This is a genomic window from Corynebacterium sp. HMSC071F07 (assembly GCF_001810285.1).
GTDB classification, from domain to species: Bacteria; Actinomycetota; Actinomycetes; order Mycobacteriales; family Mycobacteriaceae; genus Corynebacterium; species Corynebacterium simulans.
The window spans coordinates 204034-220755 of the sequence record NZ_KV800675.1 but is presented as its reverse complement, the minus strand read 5'-3'; the positions used below and the strand labels follow the sequence as shown (position 1 = coordinate 220755).

The 16722-nt window shown below is 59.3% G+C and carries 12 protein-coding genes, 1 tRNA gene and 1 pseudogene; 3 read left to right on the top strand and 11 right to left on the bottom strand.

Annotated features, from left to right (window positions below; all coding sequences use genetic code 11):
• From HMPREF2724_RS01215 to HMPREF2724_RS01200, 4 genes and pseudogenes are all read right to left on the bottom strand, one after another.
• Positions 1-266: pseudogene (locus HMPREF2724_RS01215) on the bottom strand (OsmC family peroxiredoxin); the annotation flags it as partial.
• Positions 267-593: 327 nt separating this feature from the next.
• Complete coding sequence (locus HMPREF2724_RS01210; protein ID WP_061921169.1) at positions 594-1622, bottom strand: ABC transporter ATP-binding protein; 1029 nt, start codon at positions 1620-1622, stop codon at positions 594-596.
• Positions 1623-1624: 2 nt separating this feature from the next.
• The gene (locus tag HMPREF2724_RS01205; protein WP_371326191.1) at positions 1625-3241 is read right to left on the bottom strand and encodes an ABC transporter permease; all 1617 of its coding nucleotides are present in this window, start codon (positions 3239-3241) and stop codon (positions 1625-1627) included.
• Positions 3242-3247: 6 nt separating this feature from the next.
• Complete coding sequence (locus HMPREF2724_RS01200) at positions 3248-4279, bottom strand: ABC transporter substrate-binding protein (protein ID WP_061921171.1); 1032 nt, start codon at positions 4277-4279, stop codon at positions 3248-3250.
• Positions 4280-4626: 347 nt separating this feature from the next.
• On the opposite strand from HMPREF2724_RS01200, the gene HMPREF2724_RS13425 reads away from it, so the two are divergent.
• Positions 4627-4812: a helix-turn-helix transcriptional regulator gene (locus HMPREF2724_RS13425; RefSeq protein WP_246817808.1), complete on the top strand. Its 186-nt coding sequence runs from the start codon at positions 4627-4629 to the stop codon at positions 4810-4812.
• A gap of 303 nt (positions 4813-5115) precedes the next feature.
• On the opposite strand, the gene HMPREF2724_RS01190 is transcribed toward HMPREF2724_RS13425, so the two are convergent.
• From HMPREF2724_RS01190 to HMPREF2724_RS01170, 5 genes are all read right to left on the bottom strand, one after another.
• Positions 5116-5188, bottom strand: a tRNA-Arg gene (locus HMPREF2724_RS01190).
• A 117-nt stretch (positions 5189-5305) separates the two neighbouring features.
• Positions 5306-5593 carry a glutaredoxin domain-containing protein gene (locus HMPREF2724_RS01185; protein ID WP_062035601.1) on the bottom strand — a complete coding sequence of 96 codons (288 nt, stop codon included), beginning with the start codon at positions 5591-5593 and terminating at the stop codon, positions 5306-5308.
• A complete protein-coding gene (locus tag HMPREF2724_RS01180) occupies positions 5594-6136 on the bottom strand; it encodes a dihydrofolate reductase (RefSeq protein WP_061921204.1) in 543 nt (180 codons plus the stop codon).
• A complete protein-coding gene (locus HMPREF2724_RS01175) occupies positions 6136-6942 on the bottom strand; it encodes a thymidylate synthase (RefSeq protein WP_210385636.1) in 807 nt (268 codons plus the stop codon). Before HMPREF2724_RS01175 ends, HMPREF2724_RS01180 begins: the two co-directional genes overlap by 1 nt.
• Positions 6943-6987: 45 nt before the next feature.
• Entirely contained in the window at positions 6988-7746 is a 759-nt protein-coding gene (locus HMPREF2724_RS01170; protein ID WP_070432605.1) for a 3'(2'),5'-bisphosphate nucleotidase CysQ, read from the bottom strand.
• Positions 7747-7780: 34 nt separating this feature from the next.
• Between HMPREF2724_RS01170 and HMPREF2724_RS01165 the strand changes: the two genes are divergently transcribed.
• Both HMPREF2724_RS01165 and HMPREF2724_RS01160 read left to right on the top strand, forming a co-directional pair.
• Entirely contained in the window at positions 7781-12673 is a 4893-nt protein-coding gene (locus tag HMPREF2724_RS01165; RefSeq protein ID WP_070586768.1) for an ATP-dependent helicase, read from the top strand.
• A gap of 103 nt (positions 12674-12776) precedes the next feature.
• Complete coding sequence (locus HMPREF2724_RS01160) at positions 12777-13622, top strand: DNA-formamidopyrimidine glycosylase family protein (protein WP_070586766.1); 846 nt, start codon at positions 12777-12779, stop codon at positions 13620-13622.
• 33 nt (positions 13623-13655) lie between these two features.
• Here the strand turns inward: HMPREF2724_RS01160 and pgi are convergent, their stop codons facing one another.
• Both pgi and HMPREF2724_RS01150 read right to left on the bottom strand, forming a co-directional pair.
• Complete coding sequence (gene pgi, locus HMPREF2724_RS01155) at positions 13656-15287, bottom strand: glucose-6-phosphate isomerase (RefSeq protein WP_070586764.1); 1632 nt, start codon at positions 15285-15287, stop codon at positions 13656-13658.
• Between the two features lie 81 nt (positions 15288-15368).
• Positions 15369-16715: a Na+/H+ antiporter family protein gene (locus HMPREF2724_RS01150; RefSeq protein WP_070586762.1), complete on the bottom strand. Its 1347-nt coding sequence runs from the start codon at positions 16713-16715 to the stop codon at positions 15369-15371.
• Positions 16716-16722 lie beyond the last annotated feature (7 nt).

The window sequence follows — 16722 nt, the reverse complement described above, 5'->3', positions numbered from 1 at the left end:
GCATCTGACAATACCGTGCAGTCCTTCTCATGAGAGATGCGAATCAGGTTGTCCACGAGCTTGCGCGCTTGGTTGCCCTCGGGGGTATCCGGGAACGATAGATCGAAGCCCACGCGAACCTCCGACTGGCGCGATGCCCCGTCCTCATTTACGCGGTCGCCTTCCATGTGCACATCAAAAGATTTCGGCTCCGCGCGCTGGGACGTTACGACGTCTACCTCCACTGCGGCAGACCCCGCAACGGCCGCCAAAAGGTGTCCCTCCAACGATAACTAGCCGTTCCCGGCGGACGAGCGAGATGCTGGCGTCATCCGGATTGATGGCGCGGTATACCGAAATTTCCACGCCGTTAAGGTCAATGCAGGATTGCTTAGTGCTCTCACTTATGGCTTAGAGTTCAAGCGGGTTCAGACTATATACGACACTGCCTTCTGAGAGCATGGTGATGAAGATGGGTGTGATAACCAGCGTTCCGTGTCGGCTGTGATCGGTATTAGCCTAAAATTTTATGCTTAAGACGGCGGGTGTAACCGCTGCAAAACGGCGGCACCGTGCCATCGCTGAGCTGGTCATGGTTCTTGCGGGGTGGTGATCTAAAAAACCAAGGGCGGCGCGAAGCGGATGCGCACCGTTTGTCCCATCGCTGGCTTATCGTCCGCGGTGGTGCGGAATGTGGTTCCCGATCCATGGGTGGCGGTAACGGAGTAGTGGCCGGCTTCGTAAATGGCAGAGTCAACTACTGCTGGAACCGTGGCACCTGGATGGTTTTCCTCCACGATTGTTGCGTGGTGCGGTAGGATGGCGGCCTTAGTGCCTTCGCCCCGCACGGAGACTTCACTCAATGGCCAAGAAATGCCAAGGGTTGGGCACTCGACGCGGCCTCCTGAGATAGCGGCCTGGACTATTGTGGCATCCGCAATAAATCCCGCGACCAGCGGGCTTCCGGGACTTTCCAGCAGCTGTTGTGGGGTAGCAATCTGCTGGATTTCGCCGCCATCTAGAACCACGACTCTATCTGCGATTGCCAGCGCCTCGGCGCGATCGTGGGTGACGTGCACCGTGGTTAAGCGCTGCTTTTGCGTCAGGGTTACCAGCTCGCGGCGCAAATTATCGCGCAATGGTTCATCGAGGGCTGAAAGAGCTTCATCCAGTAATAAAACCGTGGGATTAGCAACGATCGCCCGGGCCAGCGCAACGCGCTGGCGCTGCCCACCAGAAAGGCTGTCCGGAGTACGGTTCTCGAATCCTGGCAGGCCCACGAGAGCTAAAGTCTCAGAAATGCGCTCTTCGCGCTCGGGCTTTGCTACTTTCGCCTGGCGCAACGGGTAGCCAACATTGTCTTTAACAGACATGTGCGGCCAGATCGCGTGCTGTTGGAAGACCATGCCGATGCTGCGTTTCTCGGGAGGAATAGCAGTCATCTTCCGGCCATCTATGTAAAGCTCACCTGACGATGGAGAAATAAAACCAGCGATGGTGCGTAAGAGCGTGGTTTTACCGGAGCCTGACGGGCCAACGAGTGCAATGAGTTCCCCAGGTTCGATGGAGAGGTTGATATCGCGCAAGCCGGTGGTTCCGTCCGGAAAAGTGACCGTGAGGTGGGAAGCTGCAATTTTCGCCATTATTAAGTCCTTACCTTGGGAGCACGGATAGTCAGTGCGACGGCAATGATGCCAAGTAGCGCAAAGAGCAGGGCGAGTGCCGATGCCTGGTTATAATTTCCTGCCTGTTGCAGGTTGAAGACTTGGACACCCAGTGTTGTCGTTCCGGGTGCGACGAGGAGTACGGAAATAGTAAGTTCTCGAATCGCGGTCACCGCTACGAGCACCGCACCGGATATCGCCGCTGGAATGGTCATCGCGCCGGTGGTAGTAAATAGCGCCTTAAGCGGCGTGGCGCCGGAAATGCGCGCTGCTTCTTCCACGGTGACCGGGGTGCTTATTAGCGGGGCACGCACGGCCTGGACAACGAGTGCGGTAAAAGCACAGACGTAGGCGATAAGGATTATCCAAATGGTGTTATACAGCCCGGTATAGCGCCCGGCAATCAGCCAGGCGACACCGATGATAAGCCCAGGCAGCGCGCTCGGTAGCAGTGCAGAAAGGGTTAAAAGCGTATTTCCTCGAGCCTGAGTCCGGGTCACTAGAATTCCGATGACCCAACCAAGAACCCCGCAGATTATCGCGGCGGTTATTGACAGAAATGCGGAATTACTGAGTCCGTCGATGACGCGCGGGTTGGATAAAGCGCTGCTAAAGTTCGCCAGCGAGATGGTTTCTAAGGTAAATGGAACCCCAGGAGCTGGCAGCAATGCGCGGTAGGCCAAACCGAGAATTGGGCCAATGGAAATGGCGAGCCCGCACACCCACATGATGATCGTGACCGGCCAGCGCGCCGAGTGCAGTGCGAAACGCGCCGGACTTCCGGAGTCATGTGTAGAAGACGAGTTTTTCAGGGAGGTGAGATAGTCCATGATTACTGTGCCGATTCCCAAAAATAAGAGGACAACGCCGATGGTCGATACCACTTGTAAGGGGTTGGATACGGTGCCGGAATCAATGAACCGGTAAATCATCGTCGCGAGCGTTTCGAACCGAGCCGGCGATCCGATAATAGCGGGAATGCCGAAATCAGCCAGATTAGCAATTGCTGTGAGAGTGAACGCGGACAATAGTGCGGGGCGCAGGAGTGGAAGGGTGACCGTGCGCAGAACTGTCACCACGGAAGCCCCAGATACTCGGGCGGCTAGCTCAAAATCGGGGGAGATGGAGCGCAAGCTTGAAGAAATGATGACATATGCCGTGGGAAAAGAATGGATAGTCATCAGCGCAATGACCCCGTCTGCGCCGTAGATATTCCATATTTCGAACTCAAAAAGCTTATTCAAGCCCTGATTCGGGCCGAAGAGTTGAATCCAGGCGATCGCTCCGATAAATGGCGGAACCAAGAGAGGCGAAAGCAAGAATAGGCGCAGTACCGAAGAGCCGTAGATATCTGTGCGGTCTAGCGCGATGGCAATAACGGTGCCGATGATGACGGCAGCGAGAGCTGAAAGCGCCGTGGTAAATAGCGAATTCCATGTGGCGATGCCGAGCCCTTGCTCTAGCAAGATGGGAATTTGGTTTCCGCCCAGTGCAAGGGAGACAACAAGGGTCAAAGGCGCGATGAACAGGCCAATGGCAATCAGCCACACGCCAACGCGTAGCGCGGATACGGAGGGATTTTTCAACAAGTGGGCCACCAAGAACTAGGAAGACACTGCCTTTTGGAATACCTCGACGGCGGCGTCTTTATCCTTGGTGATTTTCCCTAAGTCCTGGTCCATGAGCTCAATGTCTGTGAGTTCAGGGGTGCCTGCTGGGGTTCCCACGTCCTCACGCACCGGGAGGTACGACTGCTCGACGGCGATTTCTTGTGCCTTCTTTGAAAGCAGGAAGTTGATGTATTTCTGGGCTGCTTCCTGTTCCTGGGAGTCTTTGAATACGCCCGCAGGCTCAGAAATATATGGTGATCCTTCGGTGGGGTAGGCGAGGGCAATTGGGGACCCCTTATCCGCCAGGTCGCGGACTAAGTAATCGACGACCACGCCCACGGGCTTGGAACCGGAGGCGATTTCTTGGGAGGTAGGGCCATTGGAGTCTGCGATCATCGGGGCATTCTTGCCCAGATCTTCGATCCACGCTTCTCCGAGGTCTGAATTATTCTTCCACGCTGAGGCGTTGAATGCCGCTGCACCGGAGACCGCTGGGTTAGGTAAGACGAGTTTGTCTTTGTACTTCGGATCGGTGAGATCCGCCCAGGAGGTCGGGGCATCGTCTTCTGCGATCTCGTCGGTGTTATAAGCAATTATCGTAGGGATTATGCGCGTGCCGACATAAAAATTCTTGTCGTCCTTGGCCTCGTCGATGATGTCATCGGAATCGACATCGGCAAGCTCGATGAGGTCACCATCCTCAGCGTAATTTTCAAAGGTAGGTCCATCGGCTGCCCAGAAAACATCCGCTTCAATGTCGCCAGATTGCTTCTCTGAAGAGATGCGGGCGTTCAAATCACCGGTGCCAGCGCGGTATACATTGACCTCGATATCGGGGTATTCCTCGTTGAAGGCCGCATTGATCTCATCGACCTTTTCCTCTGGTTCGGAGGTATAGACGGTTATTGAGGTTGAGTCGCTGGTCGCCTGTGAATCTTCTTGGTTGGACGCAGGCTCACCGCACGAAGTAAGAAGGACGGTTGAAGCAAGGGCTATGGCAGAGAGAGAAGTGTGCTTCGACTTCATCGTGGGAGTTCCTCCAGAGAGAATAGTGATCAGGAACATCAATCTAACTGCACTGAAGTTAAGACAACTTGGGATCGATGTAAACGTGCAGTAAATTTTTAGCACCCTTGATCGGGTGCTTGGAGGGTGAGGTGGTTAAGTCGCCCTTTCAAGACTGCATTAAACGGTATCCGCTTCTTTGATCCCACCAACGCGAGCGATTATGGCGGATGGCTCGGCGCGTTATCGTCATATTCGGCCGTGGCTGGAGACCACGGTGAGGCGTACACCGGTGGCCGTTATTGAGAGCGCCTAGAGATATCGGTGCAGATGCTGGCAGACCCGCTGGAATACTAGCTTTGTGCAGTGTGCTAGGCGCTTTCCGATGGCCACATTCATCCAGCGTTTTCCATGGCGGGGTTACGCGCCAAACAATCAATCTGCTTGAAAACGGCCGGTATAACCCGACCCTCAAGCTTTGCCTTGCGATCTGTCACAGGTTGGATAGCTCGCTCGACCAACTATTTTGGGAGGAACAGAATTGCCAATCCTAAACAAGATCTCTGACGAACGTTTACTCGCAAAGAATCTGCGCAATATCAGAATTGCGTTTGTCATCCAGACCCTAGGCATTATTGTCGTGTTGGTCAACGAATGGATAAAGAACGGTTCGCGGGCGATGTTCGCCGAGCCTTTACACCTCGTTTGCTGGTTAGCCTCACCGTTTATGTGGCGCTCACGATTCCTATAGCGCGCGAGAATGAGGAACAGTAGGAGCCGGGGTGGCCCGAAAGCGGGCGTACTGCTGAAACCCCCTGTCTGCGCTGGTCAACGGGGAAGTTTTGTGAAAGATTTTGTGCCCCAGAGTGGATTCGAACCACCGACACCGGCTTTAGGAGAGCCGTGCTCTATCCCCTGAGCTACTGGGGCGGGGGTTGCTTTAAAGCAACGCAATTAGGTTACCAGCACGGTATGTGGCTGCGTTAAATCGGATGTTTAACTTCGGCGTTTGTGTGCTGGAGGCGGCAGCTACTTGAGTTATTCGCACTATTCGGCGGAGCCGTCGAGCTCAGCGAGCTTCTTGCGTACCGCAGAGGCTGCTGGGTTGGTAACGGAGGTGCCGTCGGAGTAGAGCACGGTTGGCACGATGCGGTTGCCGTCATTGACGGACTTGATCCACTCGTTTATGTCCTCAGTGCCTTCGGCCTCGACGTCGACAAGCGCGTATGGCGTCTCCGTGCGGTTCAGTGCCTTGAGCAGCTTCGCGCAAAACGGGCACCAGTCGGCGTAGAAGATCGTGACGTGCTCGGTGGTTTCGGGAGTTGCGACGGTCATTTAAGCGGCGTCCTTTCGTTCATAAGTTAAAAAGCGGTATTTAATCGGCAGCTCACTCGGGGGCTGCCCCGGAATGGTCAGGTGGCCCTTTTCAGAAGTGAGCCAATCAGTGCTAGCCGCTAGGCCGAAAGTCTCCGGAACTGCGGGGGCATAGACTGCGTCATCACCGTAGACATCCCCGATGTTAACGCCCATCAACGTAATTTCGATGACGTCGACCTCATCCAAGGTTGAGGCGTATAGCTGGCCGCCGCCGATGATCCAGGCGTCGGAAAGCGTGGAAGTTACGTCGTTGAGGTTGCTGGTTGTGCTCGCCCCAGCGGACCATTGGCCCGGCTCCTTGCGGGAGAGAACATAGTTATCGCGGCCTGGCAGCGGGCGAAACTTCGGGTTTAGCGATTCCCACGTGCGTCGGCCCATCACTACGGGCGAGCCCAGCGTGACCTCCTTAAAGTGCTTGAGGTCCTCTGGTACGTGCCACGGCATGACGGAGCCATCGCCGATGATGCCGTCCAGGGACTGCGCCCAAATAGCACCCAGCATTAGACGGAAACCTGCGCTTTGATGGTGGGGTGTGGGTCATAGCCTACGACCTCGAAATCGTCGAAGGTGTAGTCGAACAACGAGTCAGCCTTGTGGAGCTTGAGCTGCGGATAGGGGCGTGGCTCGCGGGAGAGCTGCTCCTTGACCTGCTCTAGGTGGTCGTTGTAGATGTGGCAGTCGCCGCCGGTCCAGATGAGCTCGCCGACCTCCAGGCCAGCCTGTTGCGCAAACATGTGGGCCAGCGCAGCATAGGAAGCCAAGTTGAAAGGCACGCCCAGGAACATATCCGCCGAACGCTGATAGACCTGCAGGGAGAGCTTGCCGTCTGCGACGTAGAGTTGAAATAGCAGGTGGCAGGGCATAAGCGCCATTTTGTCTAGTTCTGCCACATTCCAGGCGGAGACCAGGTTGCGACGAGAATCCGGATTATTCTGCAGTGTGTCCAGAGCCTGCTGGATCTGGTCAACATGCGTGCCATCCGGGGTAGGCCACGAGCGCCACTGGACGCCGTAGACAGGGCCCAGCTCGCCATCGGCGTCAGCCCACTCATTCCAGATGCGGACGTTGTTGTCCTGCAGCCACTTCACGTTGGAATCGCCCTTGAGGAACCACAGCAGCTCGCCGATAACACCGTGGAAGTAGACCTTCTTGGTGGTCAGCAGCGGGAAAGACTCCGCCAAGTTATAGCGCAACTGCGCTCCGAAAATTGAGCGCGTGCCGGTGCCGGTGCGGTCACCTTTGTCCGCGCCTTCTTCCAAAACTTTGCGGAGGAGGTCCTCATATGGGGTCTGGATCATGGTTTTCAAGTTTAGAAGCCTTTTTGCTGAAACGCCTAAAAGGTTATGGAACGCCTAAAAGCCGCCGTTTTCTTCGGCATAGGCAGCAGCGTGCTCCAGGATTTCATCGGCGAGTTCCGGCCGGCAGATGAGCAGGTCTGGGATGAAGGTGTCCTCGTTGTTGAAACGAATTGGAGAGCCATCCAAGCGGGAACAGTGCAGGCCCGCTGCCATGGCAACGCCCACCGGCGCAGCCTGGTCCCATTCGTACTGGCCGCCAGAGTGGATGTAGCCGTCAAAGTCACCGAGCAGAACGTGCATTGCCTTGGCGCCGGCAGAACCGATGCCGACGGTTTCAAATCCCATCTTCTCCCCAATATGGGAAGCCACCTGGGGCGGACGGTTGCGGGAGACTACAAACTTCTTAGAAAGCGGGCCGGTAACGGCCCGGGCATCGGAGGAGCGGAAGGTCACGCCCAAATCTGGCATGGCCACGGCCGCATGCTGTGGCATGCCGTTGACCACGAGTGCGATGTGGACAGCCCAGTCTTGGCGGCCGGTGGCAAACTCCTTGGTGCCATCGAGGGGATCGACGATCCACACGCGTTCCTTCTTCAAACGGCTGAGATCGTCTGCTGCTTCCTCGGAAAGCAGGCCGTCTTCGGGGCGGTGTTGCGAAATTACCCGGGTGATCCATTCTTGTGCGGCTTCATCGCCGGCGTCGCCAAGCGCGAGGCCGCGCAGCAGGCCACCGTTGCGCACACCTTTGAGGATCTCACCGCAGCCGTTGGCTAGTGAATTGGTCAGGCGGGAATCAGAAATCTCGACGGTCATGTATGCTAGATTACCGCGCGCGATAAAGTAAGGCATGAACAAAAACGTCCTAACCCGCTTCCGGCCTCAAGTCCGGCAATGGTTCGAGGACGTTTTCGCAGCGCCTACGCCCGTACAGCGCGAGGCATGGGAGCAGATCTCATCCGGCAACCATGCGCTCGTGGTCGCCCCCACCGGCTCCGGTAAAACCCTGGCGGCGTTTTTATGGGCCTTAAATTCCCTCGTGGAAAAGGAAGGCCAAACTGCACTGCCCGTAGGACAGCCGGTAAAGGGCGGCAACTCAGGCGTCAAGGTTTTGTATATCTCCCCGCTGAAGGCGCTTGGTGTGGACGTGGAAAATAACCTGCGTGCTCCGCTGAACGGCATCGCTCGTGCGGCAGAACGATTAGGACTTGACGCCCCCGACATCACCGTCGGCGTACGCTCCGGGGATACACCTTCTGCAGAACGCTCCCGGCAGGTACGCCGCCCGCCGGATATCCTCATCACCACTCCGGAGTCGGCTTATTTGATGCTGACTTCAAAGGCCGCGGGAATCCTATCTACCGTCGATACCGTCATCATTGATGAAATCCACGCCCTGGCTGGCACCAAGCGTGGCGTGCACCTGGCACTCACGCTCGAGCGGCTGGCGGCCGTGGCGGGGGAGTTCCAGCGCATCGGGCTATCGGCAACGGTGCGCCCGCTTTCTACAGTGTCGAATTTTTTGGGCGGTGACAGGCCCGTGGAAATCGTGGCACCGCCGGCTGAAAAACGCTGGCAGCTTGATGTCCACGTGCCCGTGGAAGACATGTCGGATCTGCCCACCCCAGAGCAAGGCTCCACTATCGGTGAGATGACAGTGGATGATCCGCTGGGCATTACTGGCCCCGCGGCGGTGGCTGATTCGGCATTGCCCACCGCGAAATCCATTTGGCCGTTTATTGAAGAAGACCTTTACGACGAAATCGTGGAGCATCGCTCCACGCTCGTGTTCGTGAACTCGCGGCGTACCGCGGAGCGCCTGACCTCCCGGCTCAATGAGCTTTATGCCATGGAGCATGAACCGGAAAGCTTGTCGCCTGCTACCCGCCGGGACCCAGCGCAGCTGATGAAGCAAGTCGACGTCGCCGGCAAGGCACCTGCCGTCATCGCTCGCGCACACCACGGCTCGGTGTCGAAGGATGAGCGCACATTGACTGAAACGATGCTCAAGGAAGGCACACTGCGAGCAGTGGTGGCCACCAGCTCGCTAGAGCTGGGCATCGACATGGGCGCGGTCGATCTAGTGGTGCAGGTGGAATCACCGCCTTCGGTAGCCTCTGGTCTGCAGCGCGTGGGCCGTGCCGGGCACTCCGTGGGCGCTGTATCGCAGGGTTCTTTCTATCCGAAGCACCGTGCTGACCTTGTGCAATCCACTCTTACCGTGGCGCGTATGCGCGAGGGCCTCATCGAGGAGATGCACTCCCCGCAGAACCCGTTAGATGTGTTGGCACAGCAGACCGTGGCAGCCGTCGCCGCCGCCGAGGTTGCTCCGGTTACCTCCCCAGATAATGCGGGTGGCCTAGATGTGGATGCCTGGTACGCCATGGTGCGCCGCGCGTGGCCTTATCGCGATTTGGCCAGGGAGGTATTCGATTCCGTCATCGACCTGGTCTCCGGCGTCTATCCCTCCACGGACTTCGCGGAGCTCAAACCCCGCGTGGTCTTCGACCGCATCACTGGCCGACTGAGCCCGCGCCCCGGTGCGCAGCGCGTGGCTGTTACCAACGGCGGCACGATTCCGGACCGCGGAATGTTTGGCGTTTTCCTGCCTGCAGGGGCAGAAAATGCCGCGCCCCGGCGCGTGGGTGAGCTCGACGAGGAGATGGTCTATGAATCCCGCGTGGGCGATATCTTTACCTTGGGTGCTACTAGCTGGCGCATTGAGGAAATCACGCGCGATCAGGTGATTGTCACCCCTGCGCCGGGGCACACTGGCCGGTTGCCTTTCTGGAATGGCGACCAGGCAGGGCGTCCTTATGAGCTGGGCAAGGCCTTGGGTGCGTATCGCCGGCAGGTGCACCTTTCTCCAGAGATCATCCAGGACGCAGATGGGCATGCGGTGGATAACATCGTGGCCTATCTGCAGGAACAGCATGAGGCCACGGGTGTTATTCCGGATGAGAAGACCTTGGTTCTCGAGCGTTTTAAGGACGAACTCGGGGATTGGCGCGCGGTGTTGCACACGCCGTTCGGCCGGGGCGTGAATGCCGCTTGGGCGCTTGCAGTGGGGCAGCGGGTGGCGGAGCTGACCGGCATGGACGCGCAGGCAGTGGCTGGGGACGACGGTATCGTCCTGCGCTTGCCCGAGGGGGAAAAGGAGCCGGATGCTGCGCTTTTTCTTTTCGACGCCGATGAAATTTCGGACATCGTGGCCGAGCAGGTGGGCGGTTCCGCGCTCTTTGCCTCGCGTTTTCGTGAGTGTGCCGCGCGTGCGCTGTTGCTGCCGCGTCGCAATCCCGGCAAGCGCGCGCCGCTGTGGCAGCAGCGTCAGCGGGCAGAACAGCTTCTCGACGTCGCGCAGAAGTACCCTTCCTTTCCCATCATCCTGGAGACGGTCCGCGAGGTCCTGCAGGATGTCTATGATCTGCCGGCGTTGACGGAAACCATGCGCGAGCTGGCTTTGCGTCGCATTCGCATCGCGGAGGTGACCACTGAGCAGCCTTCGCCTTTTGCTTCGACGCTGCTGTTTAATTACATCGGCGCCTTCATGTACGAGGGTGATTCTCCGCTGGCAGAAAAGCGGGCGGCGGCCCTAGCGCTTGATCCGGCGCTTCTGGCCAAGCTTTTGGGCACGGTGGAGCTGCGGGAGCTTTTAGATCCGGAGGTCATCGAGCAGGTGCATGCCCAGCTGCAGCGCACCGCTGCGGAGCGTCGGGCCCGCACGACGGAGGAAGTCGCGGACCTGCTGCGGGTGCTGGGGCCGATTCCGGTAGAGGAAATGGCAGAGCATGCCTCTGTTCCGCTGAGCGCAATTGATTCTCTGGGTGTCCGCGTGATGCGGGTGCGCATTGCCGGACGCGAGCACTTCGCACAGCCCCTTGACGCCCCGCTGCTTCGCGACGGACTCGGCGTGCCCGTCCCGCCTGGTGTTGCCGCGCAACAGTCCACTATCGCCGATGCCTTGCAACAGCTGGTCTCGCGTTGGACGCGCACCCGCGGGCCTTTCGTGCTGGGGGATGTGCAGGCGGCCTTCGGCCTTTCGGCCTCGGCGGCACCCACCGCGCTGGCCAGCCTCGATAGCGTGGTGGAAGGCCGCTACCGCCAAGGAATCGAGGAGACCGAGTACTGCGCTGCGGAGGTCTTGCGCACCATTCGCTCGCGCTCGCTGGCAGCGGCACGCGCTGCAACGGAGCCTGTTAGCGCCGCCGCTTTCGGACGCTTCTTGCCCGATTGGCAGCAGGTAGCGCCCGTGGGCAAGCGTCCTGCGCTACGCGGGGCGGATGGCGTCTACAGCGTGATTGAACAGCTCGCCGGCGTGCGTCTGCCAGCCTCTGCGTGGGAGTCGCTGATTCTGCCGACGCGCGTGGGCGATTACTCACCGACCATGCTCGATGAGCTGACCTCTAACGGCGAGGTGCTCATCGTGGGCGCTGGCAAGGCTGGCACGAATGACCCTTGGATCATGTTGCTGCCGGTGGACTATGCGGCGCAGTTGGCGCCGCAGGTTAACCCGGATGAACAGGGGCTGAGCATGTTGCAATTAGCGGCGTTGGAGGTCCTGCGCGGTGGCGGCAGCTACCTGTTCAACGATATCGCGGCGCAGGTGCCGGGCACTGCCGAGGAGCTGCGGGAAGCGCTGTGGCAGCTGGTAGAAATGGGCCTGGTTAGTCCCGATTCCTTTGCGCCAATCCGCACACACATTGCCGCGGCCGGCTCGCGCTCGGGAGCAACTGCGCACCGCGCTAAGCGACGCCCCACCCGTTCCCGGCTGCGCATGGGACGCACGTCCTTTGCCCAAACGCAGGGCCTCGGCGGGGCCGCAACCGCCCCAGACGTGGCCGGCCGTTGGGCTGCTTCCGTGTCAGGCCAAGGCGTCGACGCGACGAGCCGCTCCGTAGCGCACGGTGAGGCTTGGCTTGACCGCTATGGTGTGCTCACTCGGGGTTCCGTGGTGGCCGAGGACGTGCTCGGCGGCTTCGCGCTGGCCTATAAAGTGCTCTCTGGCTTTGAGGAATCTGGCAAGGCGGTGCGCGGCTATGTGATTGAAGGGCTTGGCGCGGCGCAGTTTTCTACTCCCGCGGTCATCGATCGCTTGCGTGGCATGAACGATTCTCCCGACGTGACGGGCTGGCCATCTGGCACTGCGAGCACTGCGGAAATCAATACCTACGTGCTCGCCGCGACGGATCCCGCCAACCCATATGGTGCAGCCCTTGCTTGGCCGCAGCGCGATGGCGCGGACAGCGGCCACGGCCCCACCCGTAGCGCCGGTGCCCTAGTGGTGCTGATGGACGGGCTCTGCGTGGCGCATCTAACCAGCGGTGGAAAGACGCTGACAACTTTCTTGGACGCCCTGCCTGAAGACATCGATGCTGATGAAGTGCTTGGCAAAGTGCTTGAAGGTCTCACGGAGCTCATCGCCGCAGGGCGTTTGAGCCCGCTGGTGATTGAGAAAATCAACGGAGCGCCCGCATTCGAATCGGAAATCTCCACTCGCTTGCGAGGCCTTGGCGCAGGTATCAGTCCCCGTGGCGTGCGGATCTCGGCCAAGGCTGCGCCGCCGCGCACGTCCCGCCGCATCGAAGACAACCGCAGCGACCCCTGGCAAAAGCCCATGGAGCCACGCCGCGGCCGAAGCGTTTCGGAAGCTCTGGCGGAGCTACCGGATTTAAGCTTTGACGATCCTCCCGAACCAGGCCGTGGCGCGCCGGGTGGATTTCGTCCGCGGGGCAGCCGCCGCTAGAAACAGGACTCAAACGGTAAAACCAGGATGGTAAATTGCCTCAGCAGCTACCGGGTACCTCATCTTTAACGAGCTGGTTTTACCATCTAGTTAGACTGGTTGCATGCCAGAAGGTGATTCCGTCCTGCAGTTGTCCAAAAAGCTGCAGTTTATGACCGGCCGTGAGGTCACCGGGGCGTCGCTTAGGGTGCCCCGGTATGCCACCGTGCATTTGGAGGGCAGCACAGTTTCTCGTGTGTGGCCTTATGGAAAGCATCTTTTCATGCAGTTCGCGCGGCCCGATGCCGAAAGCTTGGTGCTGCATACTCACTTGAAGATGGAAGGCCAGTGGGCCATTCACTACAAGGGCGATAGGTGGCGCAAGCCGGGCCATAGCGCGCGGGTGGTGCTGCAGCTCGCTAGTAGCCCGCGCGACATCGAGCTGGTGGGCCACTGGCTGGGCATGGTCGAGGCCTATCCTGCCTCCTTGTACAACGAGCGGATTTCGCATTTGGGCCCAGATATCTTGAGCGAGCAGTGGGAGTCTGAGGGCGCGGACGAAGCCGCGCGGCGAATCTTAAGCCAGCCCACCCGTACCATCGGGGCGGCGCTGCTGGATCAGAAAAACGTGGCCGGAATCGGCAACGAATACAGGGCGGAGGCCTGCTTCATCGCGGGCGTGCACCCAGCCCTTCGCGTGGCCCAAGTGGATGTGCCGCGGATTCTGGAGATATCGCGGCGCATCATGTGGGCCAACCGCAACTCCCCAGTGCGCGTGACCACGGGTGTGCGGCGCGCCGGGGAGATCACCTATGTCTTCGGCAGAAATAACGCCAAGTGCAGGCGGTGTGGCACGCCAATTGCCAAGTCGACGCTCGGCGGCGTTGACGCCGGCGGGGAAGAAGGCGAGCTGGAGCGCATCATCTGGTGGTGCCCGCATTGCCAGCCCTATTCCCGGGCCGGGGCTTAATTAGTTTCGAGCCAACCGTTAAGTGCTAGGCGCTTAGCGGTTGGAGCGGTACCAACCAATGAGCTCGTCGGTGGATTGGTCGCCGGATGCGGCTTCCTCCTTGCCGGAGACTGCCGGCGCCAAGTCATTAGCCTGCTGCTTGCCCAGCTCCACGCCCCACTGGTCGAAAGAGTTGATATCCCAGATAACGCCCTGGGTGAAGACGATGTGCTCGTAGAGCGCGATGAGCGCGCCCAACACAGCCGGGGTCAGCTGCTCCGCCATGATGGTGGTGGTCGGACGGTTGCCTGGCATGACCTTGTGAGGAACCAGCTCAGGGGCAACGCCTTCCGCCGTGATTTCCTCGGCAGTCTTGCCGAATGCCAGAACCTTGGTCTGAGCAAAGAAGTTACCCATCAGCAGATCGTGCATGGAGCCGGTGCCGTCGGAAGTAGGGAAGTCCTGCTGCGGGCGAGCGAAACCGATGAAGTCCGCCGGGATAAGGCGAGTGCCCTGGTGGATGAGCTGGAAGAAAGCGTGTTGGCCGTTGGTACCCGGCTCGCCCCAGTAGATTTCCCCAGTGCCGGTGGAAACTGCGGTGCCGTCGCGGCGAACGGACTTGCCGTTGGACTCCATGGTCAGCTGCTGTAGATAAGCAGGGAAGCGGCCTAGGTCCTCAGAATAAGGCAGGACCGCATGGGTCTGTGCGCCGTGGAAGTCGGAGTACCACACGCCGAGCATGCCCATCAGGACCGGTAGGTTCTGCGCAAGCTCCGCGGTGCGGAAGTGCTCGTCCATCGCATGGAAGCCGGCAAGCATGTCCGTGAAGTTATCCGCGCCGATGGTGCACATCAGGGACAGGCCGATGGCGGAATCCATGGAGTAGCGGCCGCCCACCCAGTTCCAGAAGCCGAACATGTTCGCAGTGTCGATGCCGAACTCGGAGACTTTCTCGGCGTTGGTCGATACAGCAACGAAGTGCTTGGCCACTGCCGCCTCATCACCCAACTTATTGATGAGCCACGCGCGCGCCGCGTGCGCATTGGTCAGGGTCTCCTGGGTGGTAAAGGTCTTAGAAGCAATGATGAACAGAGTCTCCTCAGCTTCTACCTGGTCCAGCGCTGCAGCCATGTCAGCCGGGTCAACGTTGGAGACAAAAAGTGCCTTGATGCCGGCGTCTTCGTAGCTGCGCAGCGCCTTCGAGGCCATGGCCGGGCCCAAGTCGGAGCCGCCGATGCCGATGTTGACCACGGTGCGGATCTTTCTGCCCGTATGCCCCAGCCAGCTGCCATCGCGCAGGGAATCAGAAAAGGCACGCATGCGGCCCAAAACTTCGTGAACGTCAGCTACTGCGTCTTGGCCATCGACGCTAAGCTCCGAGTCTGCCGGCTGACGCAGGGCGGTGTGCAATACGGCGCGGTCCTCAGTGTTGTTGATGTGTTCGCCGGCGAACATGGCATCGCGGCGGCCTTCTACGTCTGCAGCCCGTGCAAGTTCTACCAATGCCGTGAGGACATCGTCATCGACCAGGTTCTTGGAAAGATCGACATGCAGCCCCGCAGCGTCGAAAGTTAAGCGAGCCGCACGCTGCGGGTCAGCGGCGAAGAGCTCACGTAGATTGAGGTCTTTCTTCTCCGCAAAGAGCTGCTCAAGTGCGGTCCACTGGGGCTGGGTGGTGATGTCCATTACAAGGGCCTTTCTGGCTTTAGTCAGACACTAAAAATTACGGATACCACCGTAGTCCACGCGGGAGCATTTTGCCGTTAGCTACAGGACCATTGCTGCAATCCAGCCGGCGATGAGAAGCGGGATATTAAAGTGCAGGAAGGTCGGGATGACCGAATCGCGGATGTGATCGTGCTGGCCGTCCGCGCCGAGGCCCGCAGTGGGGCCGAGGGTGGAATCGGAGGCGGGGGAGCCGGCGTCGCCAAGCGCGCCTGCGGTGCCGACGATGGCCACCGTCGCGGCGGGGCTAAAGCCCAGTGACATGCACAGCGGAACATAGATGACGGAGATGATGGGAAGCGTGGAGAAGGAAGAACCGATGCCCATCGTCACGACAAGTCCCACGATGAGCATGACCGCGGCGGCCATCATCTTGTTGCTGCCGAAGATATCGCTGGTTGCATTCACCAGTTCCTCGACCTGACCTGTCGCCGTCATGACAGAGGCAAAGCCCTGGGCAGTAATCATGATGAAACCGATGAGCGCCATCATGCGCATGCCATCGGAGAAAACATCGTCTGCCTTGCGCCAATCGATGGCGCCGGTGACCAACATGATGCCAAGTCCTGTCAGGGCGCCGACCATAAGACCATCGGATTCGAAATCCATCGCCTGCATCGCAATCTGCACGCCGAAGGTGGCGATGATGGCGACAACGCAGACCCAAATCTTGTAACGCGACGGGGCTTCTTCGGTTGGCTCTTCATTGCTGAGCGGGGTATCGGCGTAATCGCGGGGTTTGCGGTAGCTGAAGAACATGGCAATCAGCAGGCCAGAGAGCATACCAAGGGCAGGAATTCCCATGACATGCATGATGGAAATGCCTTCGGTATTAAGGCCTGCTTGGTCGATGTTGAATAACAAAATGTCATTCAAAAAGATGGAGCCGAAACCTACCGGTAGGAACATGTAGGTGGTGACCAGGCCGAAAGTAAGGCAGCAGGTAATCAGACGTCGGTCGATGCGCAGGGCATTCATGACCTTGAGTAGTGGCGGTACGATAAGCGGGATGAACGCGATGTGCACGGGGATGACGTTCTGGCTCATCACAGCCATAGCGATGAGGCCGGCGACCAAGATCCACTTGGTGGCTTGTGCTGCGCCTGGCGACGCCCCGTCCCCGCCGATCCGCCGAATCAAGGCGTTGGCGAGCAGCTGCGGCACGCCCGCCGCGGCGACCGCCATGGCAAAGGCACCCAGCAATGCATAGCTCAAGGCAATTTTGGCACCGCCACCGAGGCCCTCCTGGAAAGCGACCATGGTGGCGTCGAGTCCCATGCCGGAAAGCAGGCCGCCCGTCAGCGCGCCAAGGAATAGTGCGACAACAACATGCTCACGCAAAAGCGCGAGGACGAGCATGACGATGACCGCGACAAGAACTGCATTCATGGCGAAG

What these genes read in the sequence shown, in the direction of transcription:
- HMPREF2724_RS01210 (WP_061921169.1), bottom strand. Translation starts at nt 1,622, where the DNA reads ATGGCGAAAATTGCAGCTTCCCACCTCACGGTCACTTTTCCGGACGGA.
- HMPREF2724_RS01200 (WP_061921171.1), bottom strand. Translation starts at nt 4,279, where the DNA reads ATGAAGTCGAAGCACACTTCTCTCTCTGCCATAGCCCTTGCTTCAACC.
- HMPREF2724_RS01185 (WP_062035601.1), bottom strand. Translation starts at nt 5,593, where the DNA reads ATGACCGTCGCAACTCCCGAAACCACCGAGCACGTCACGATCTTCTAC.
- HMPREF2724_RS01180 (WP_061921204.1), bottom strand. Translation starts at nt 6,136, where the DNA reads ATGCTGGGTGCTATTTGGGCGCAGTCCCTGGACGGCATCATCGGCGAT.
- HMPREF2724_RS01170 (WP_070432605.1), bottom strand. Translation starts at nt 7,746, where the DNA reads ATGACCGTCGAGATTTCTGATTCCCGCCTGACCAATTCACTAGCCAAC.
- HMPREF2724_RS01165 (WP_070586768.1), top strand. Translation starts at nt 7,781, where the DNA reads ATGAACAAAAACGTCCTAACCCGCTTCCGGCCTCAAGTCCGGCAATGG.
- HMPREF2724_RS01160 (WP_070586766.1), top strand. Translation starts at nt 12,777, where the DNA reads ATGCCAGAAGGTGATTCCGTCCTGCAGTTGTCCAAAAAGCTGCAGTTT.
- pgi (WP_070586764.1), bottom strand. Translation starts at nt 15,287, where the DNA reads ATGGACATCACCACCCAGCCCCAGTGGACCGCACTTGAGCAGCTCTTT.
- HMPREF2724_RS01150 (WP_070586762.1), bottom strand. Translation starts at nt 16,715, where the DNA reads ATGAATGCAGTTCTTGTCGCGGTCATCGTCATGCTCGTCCTCGCGCTT.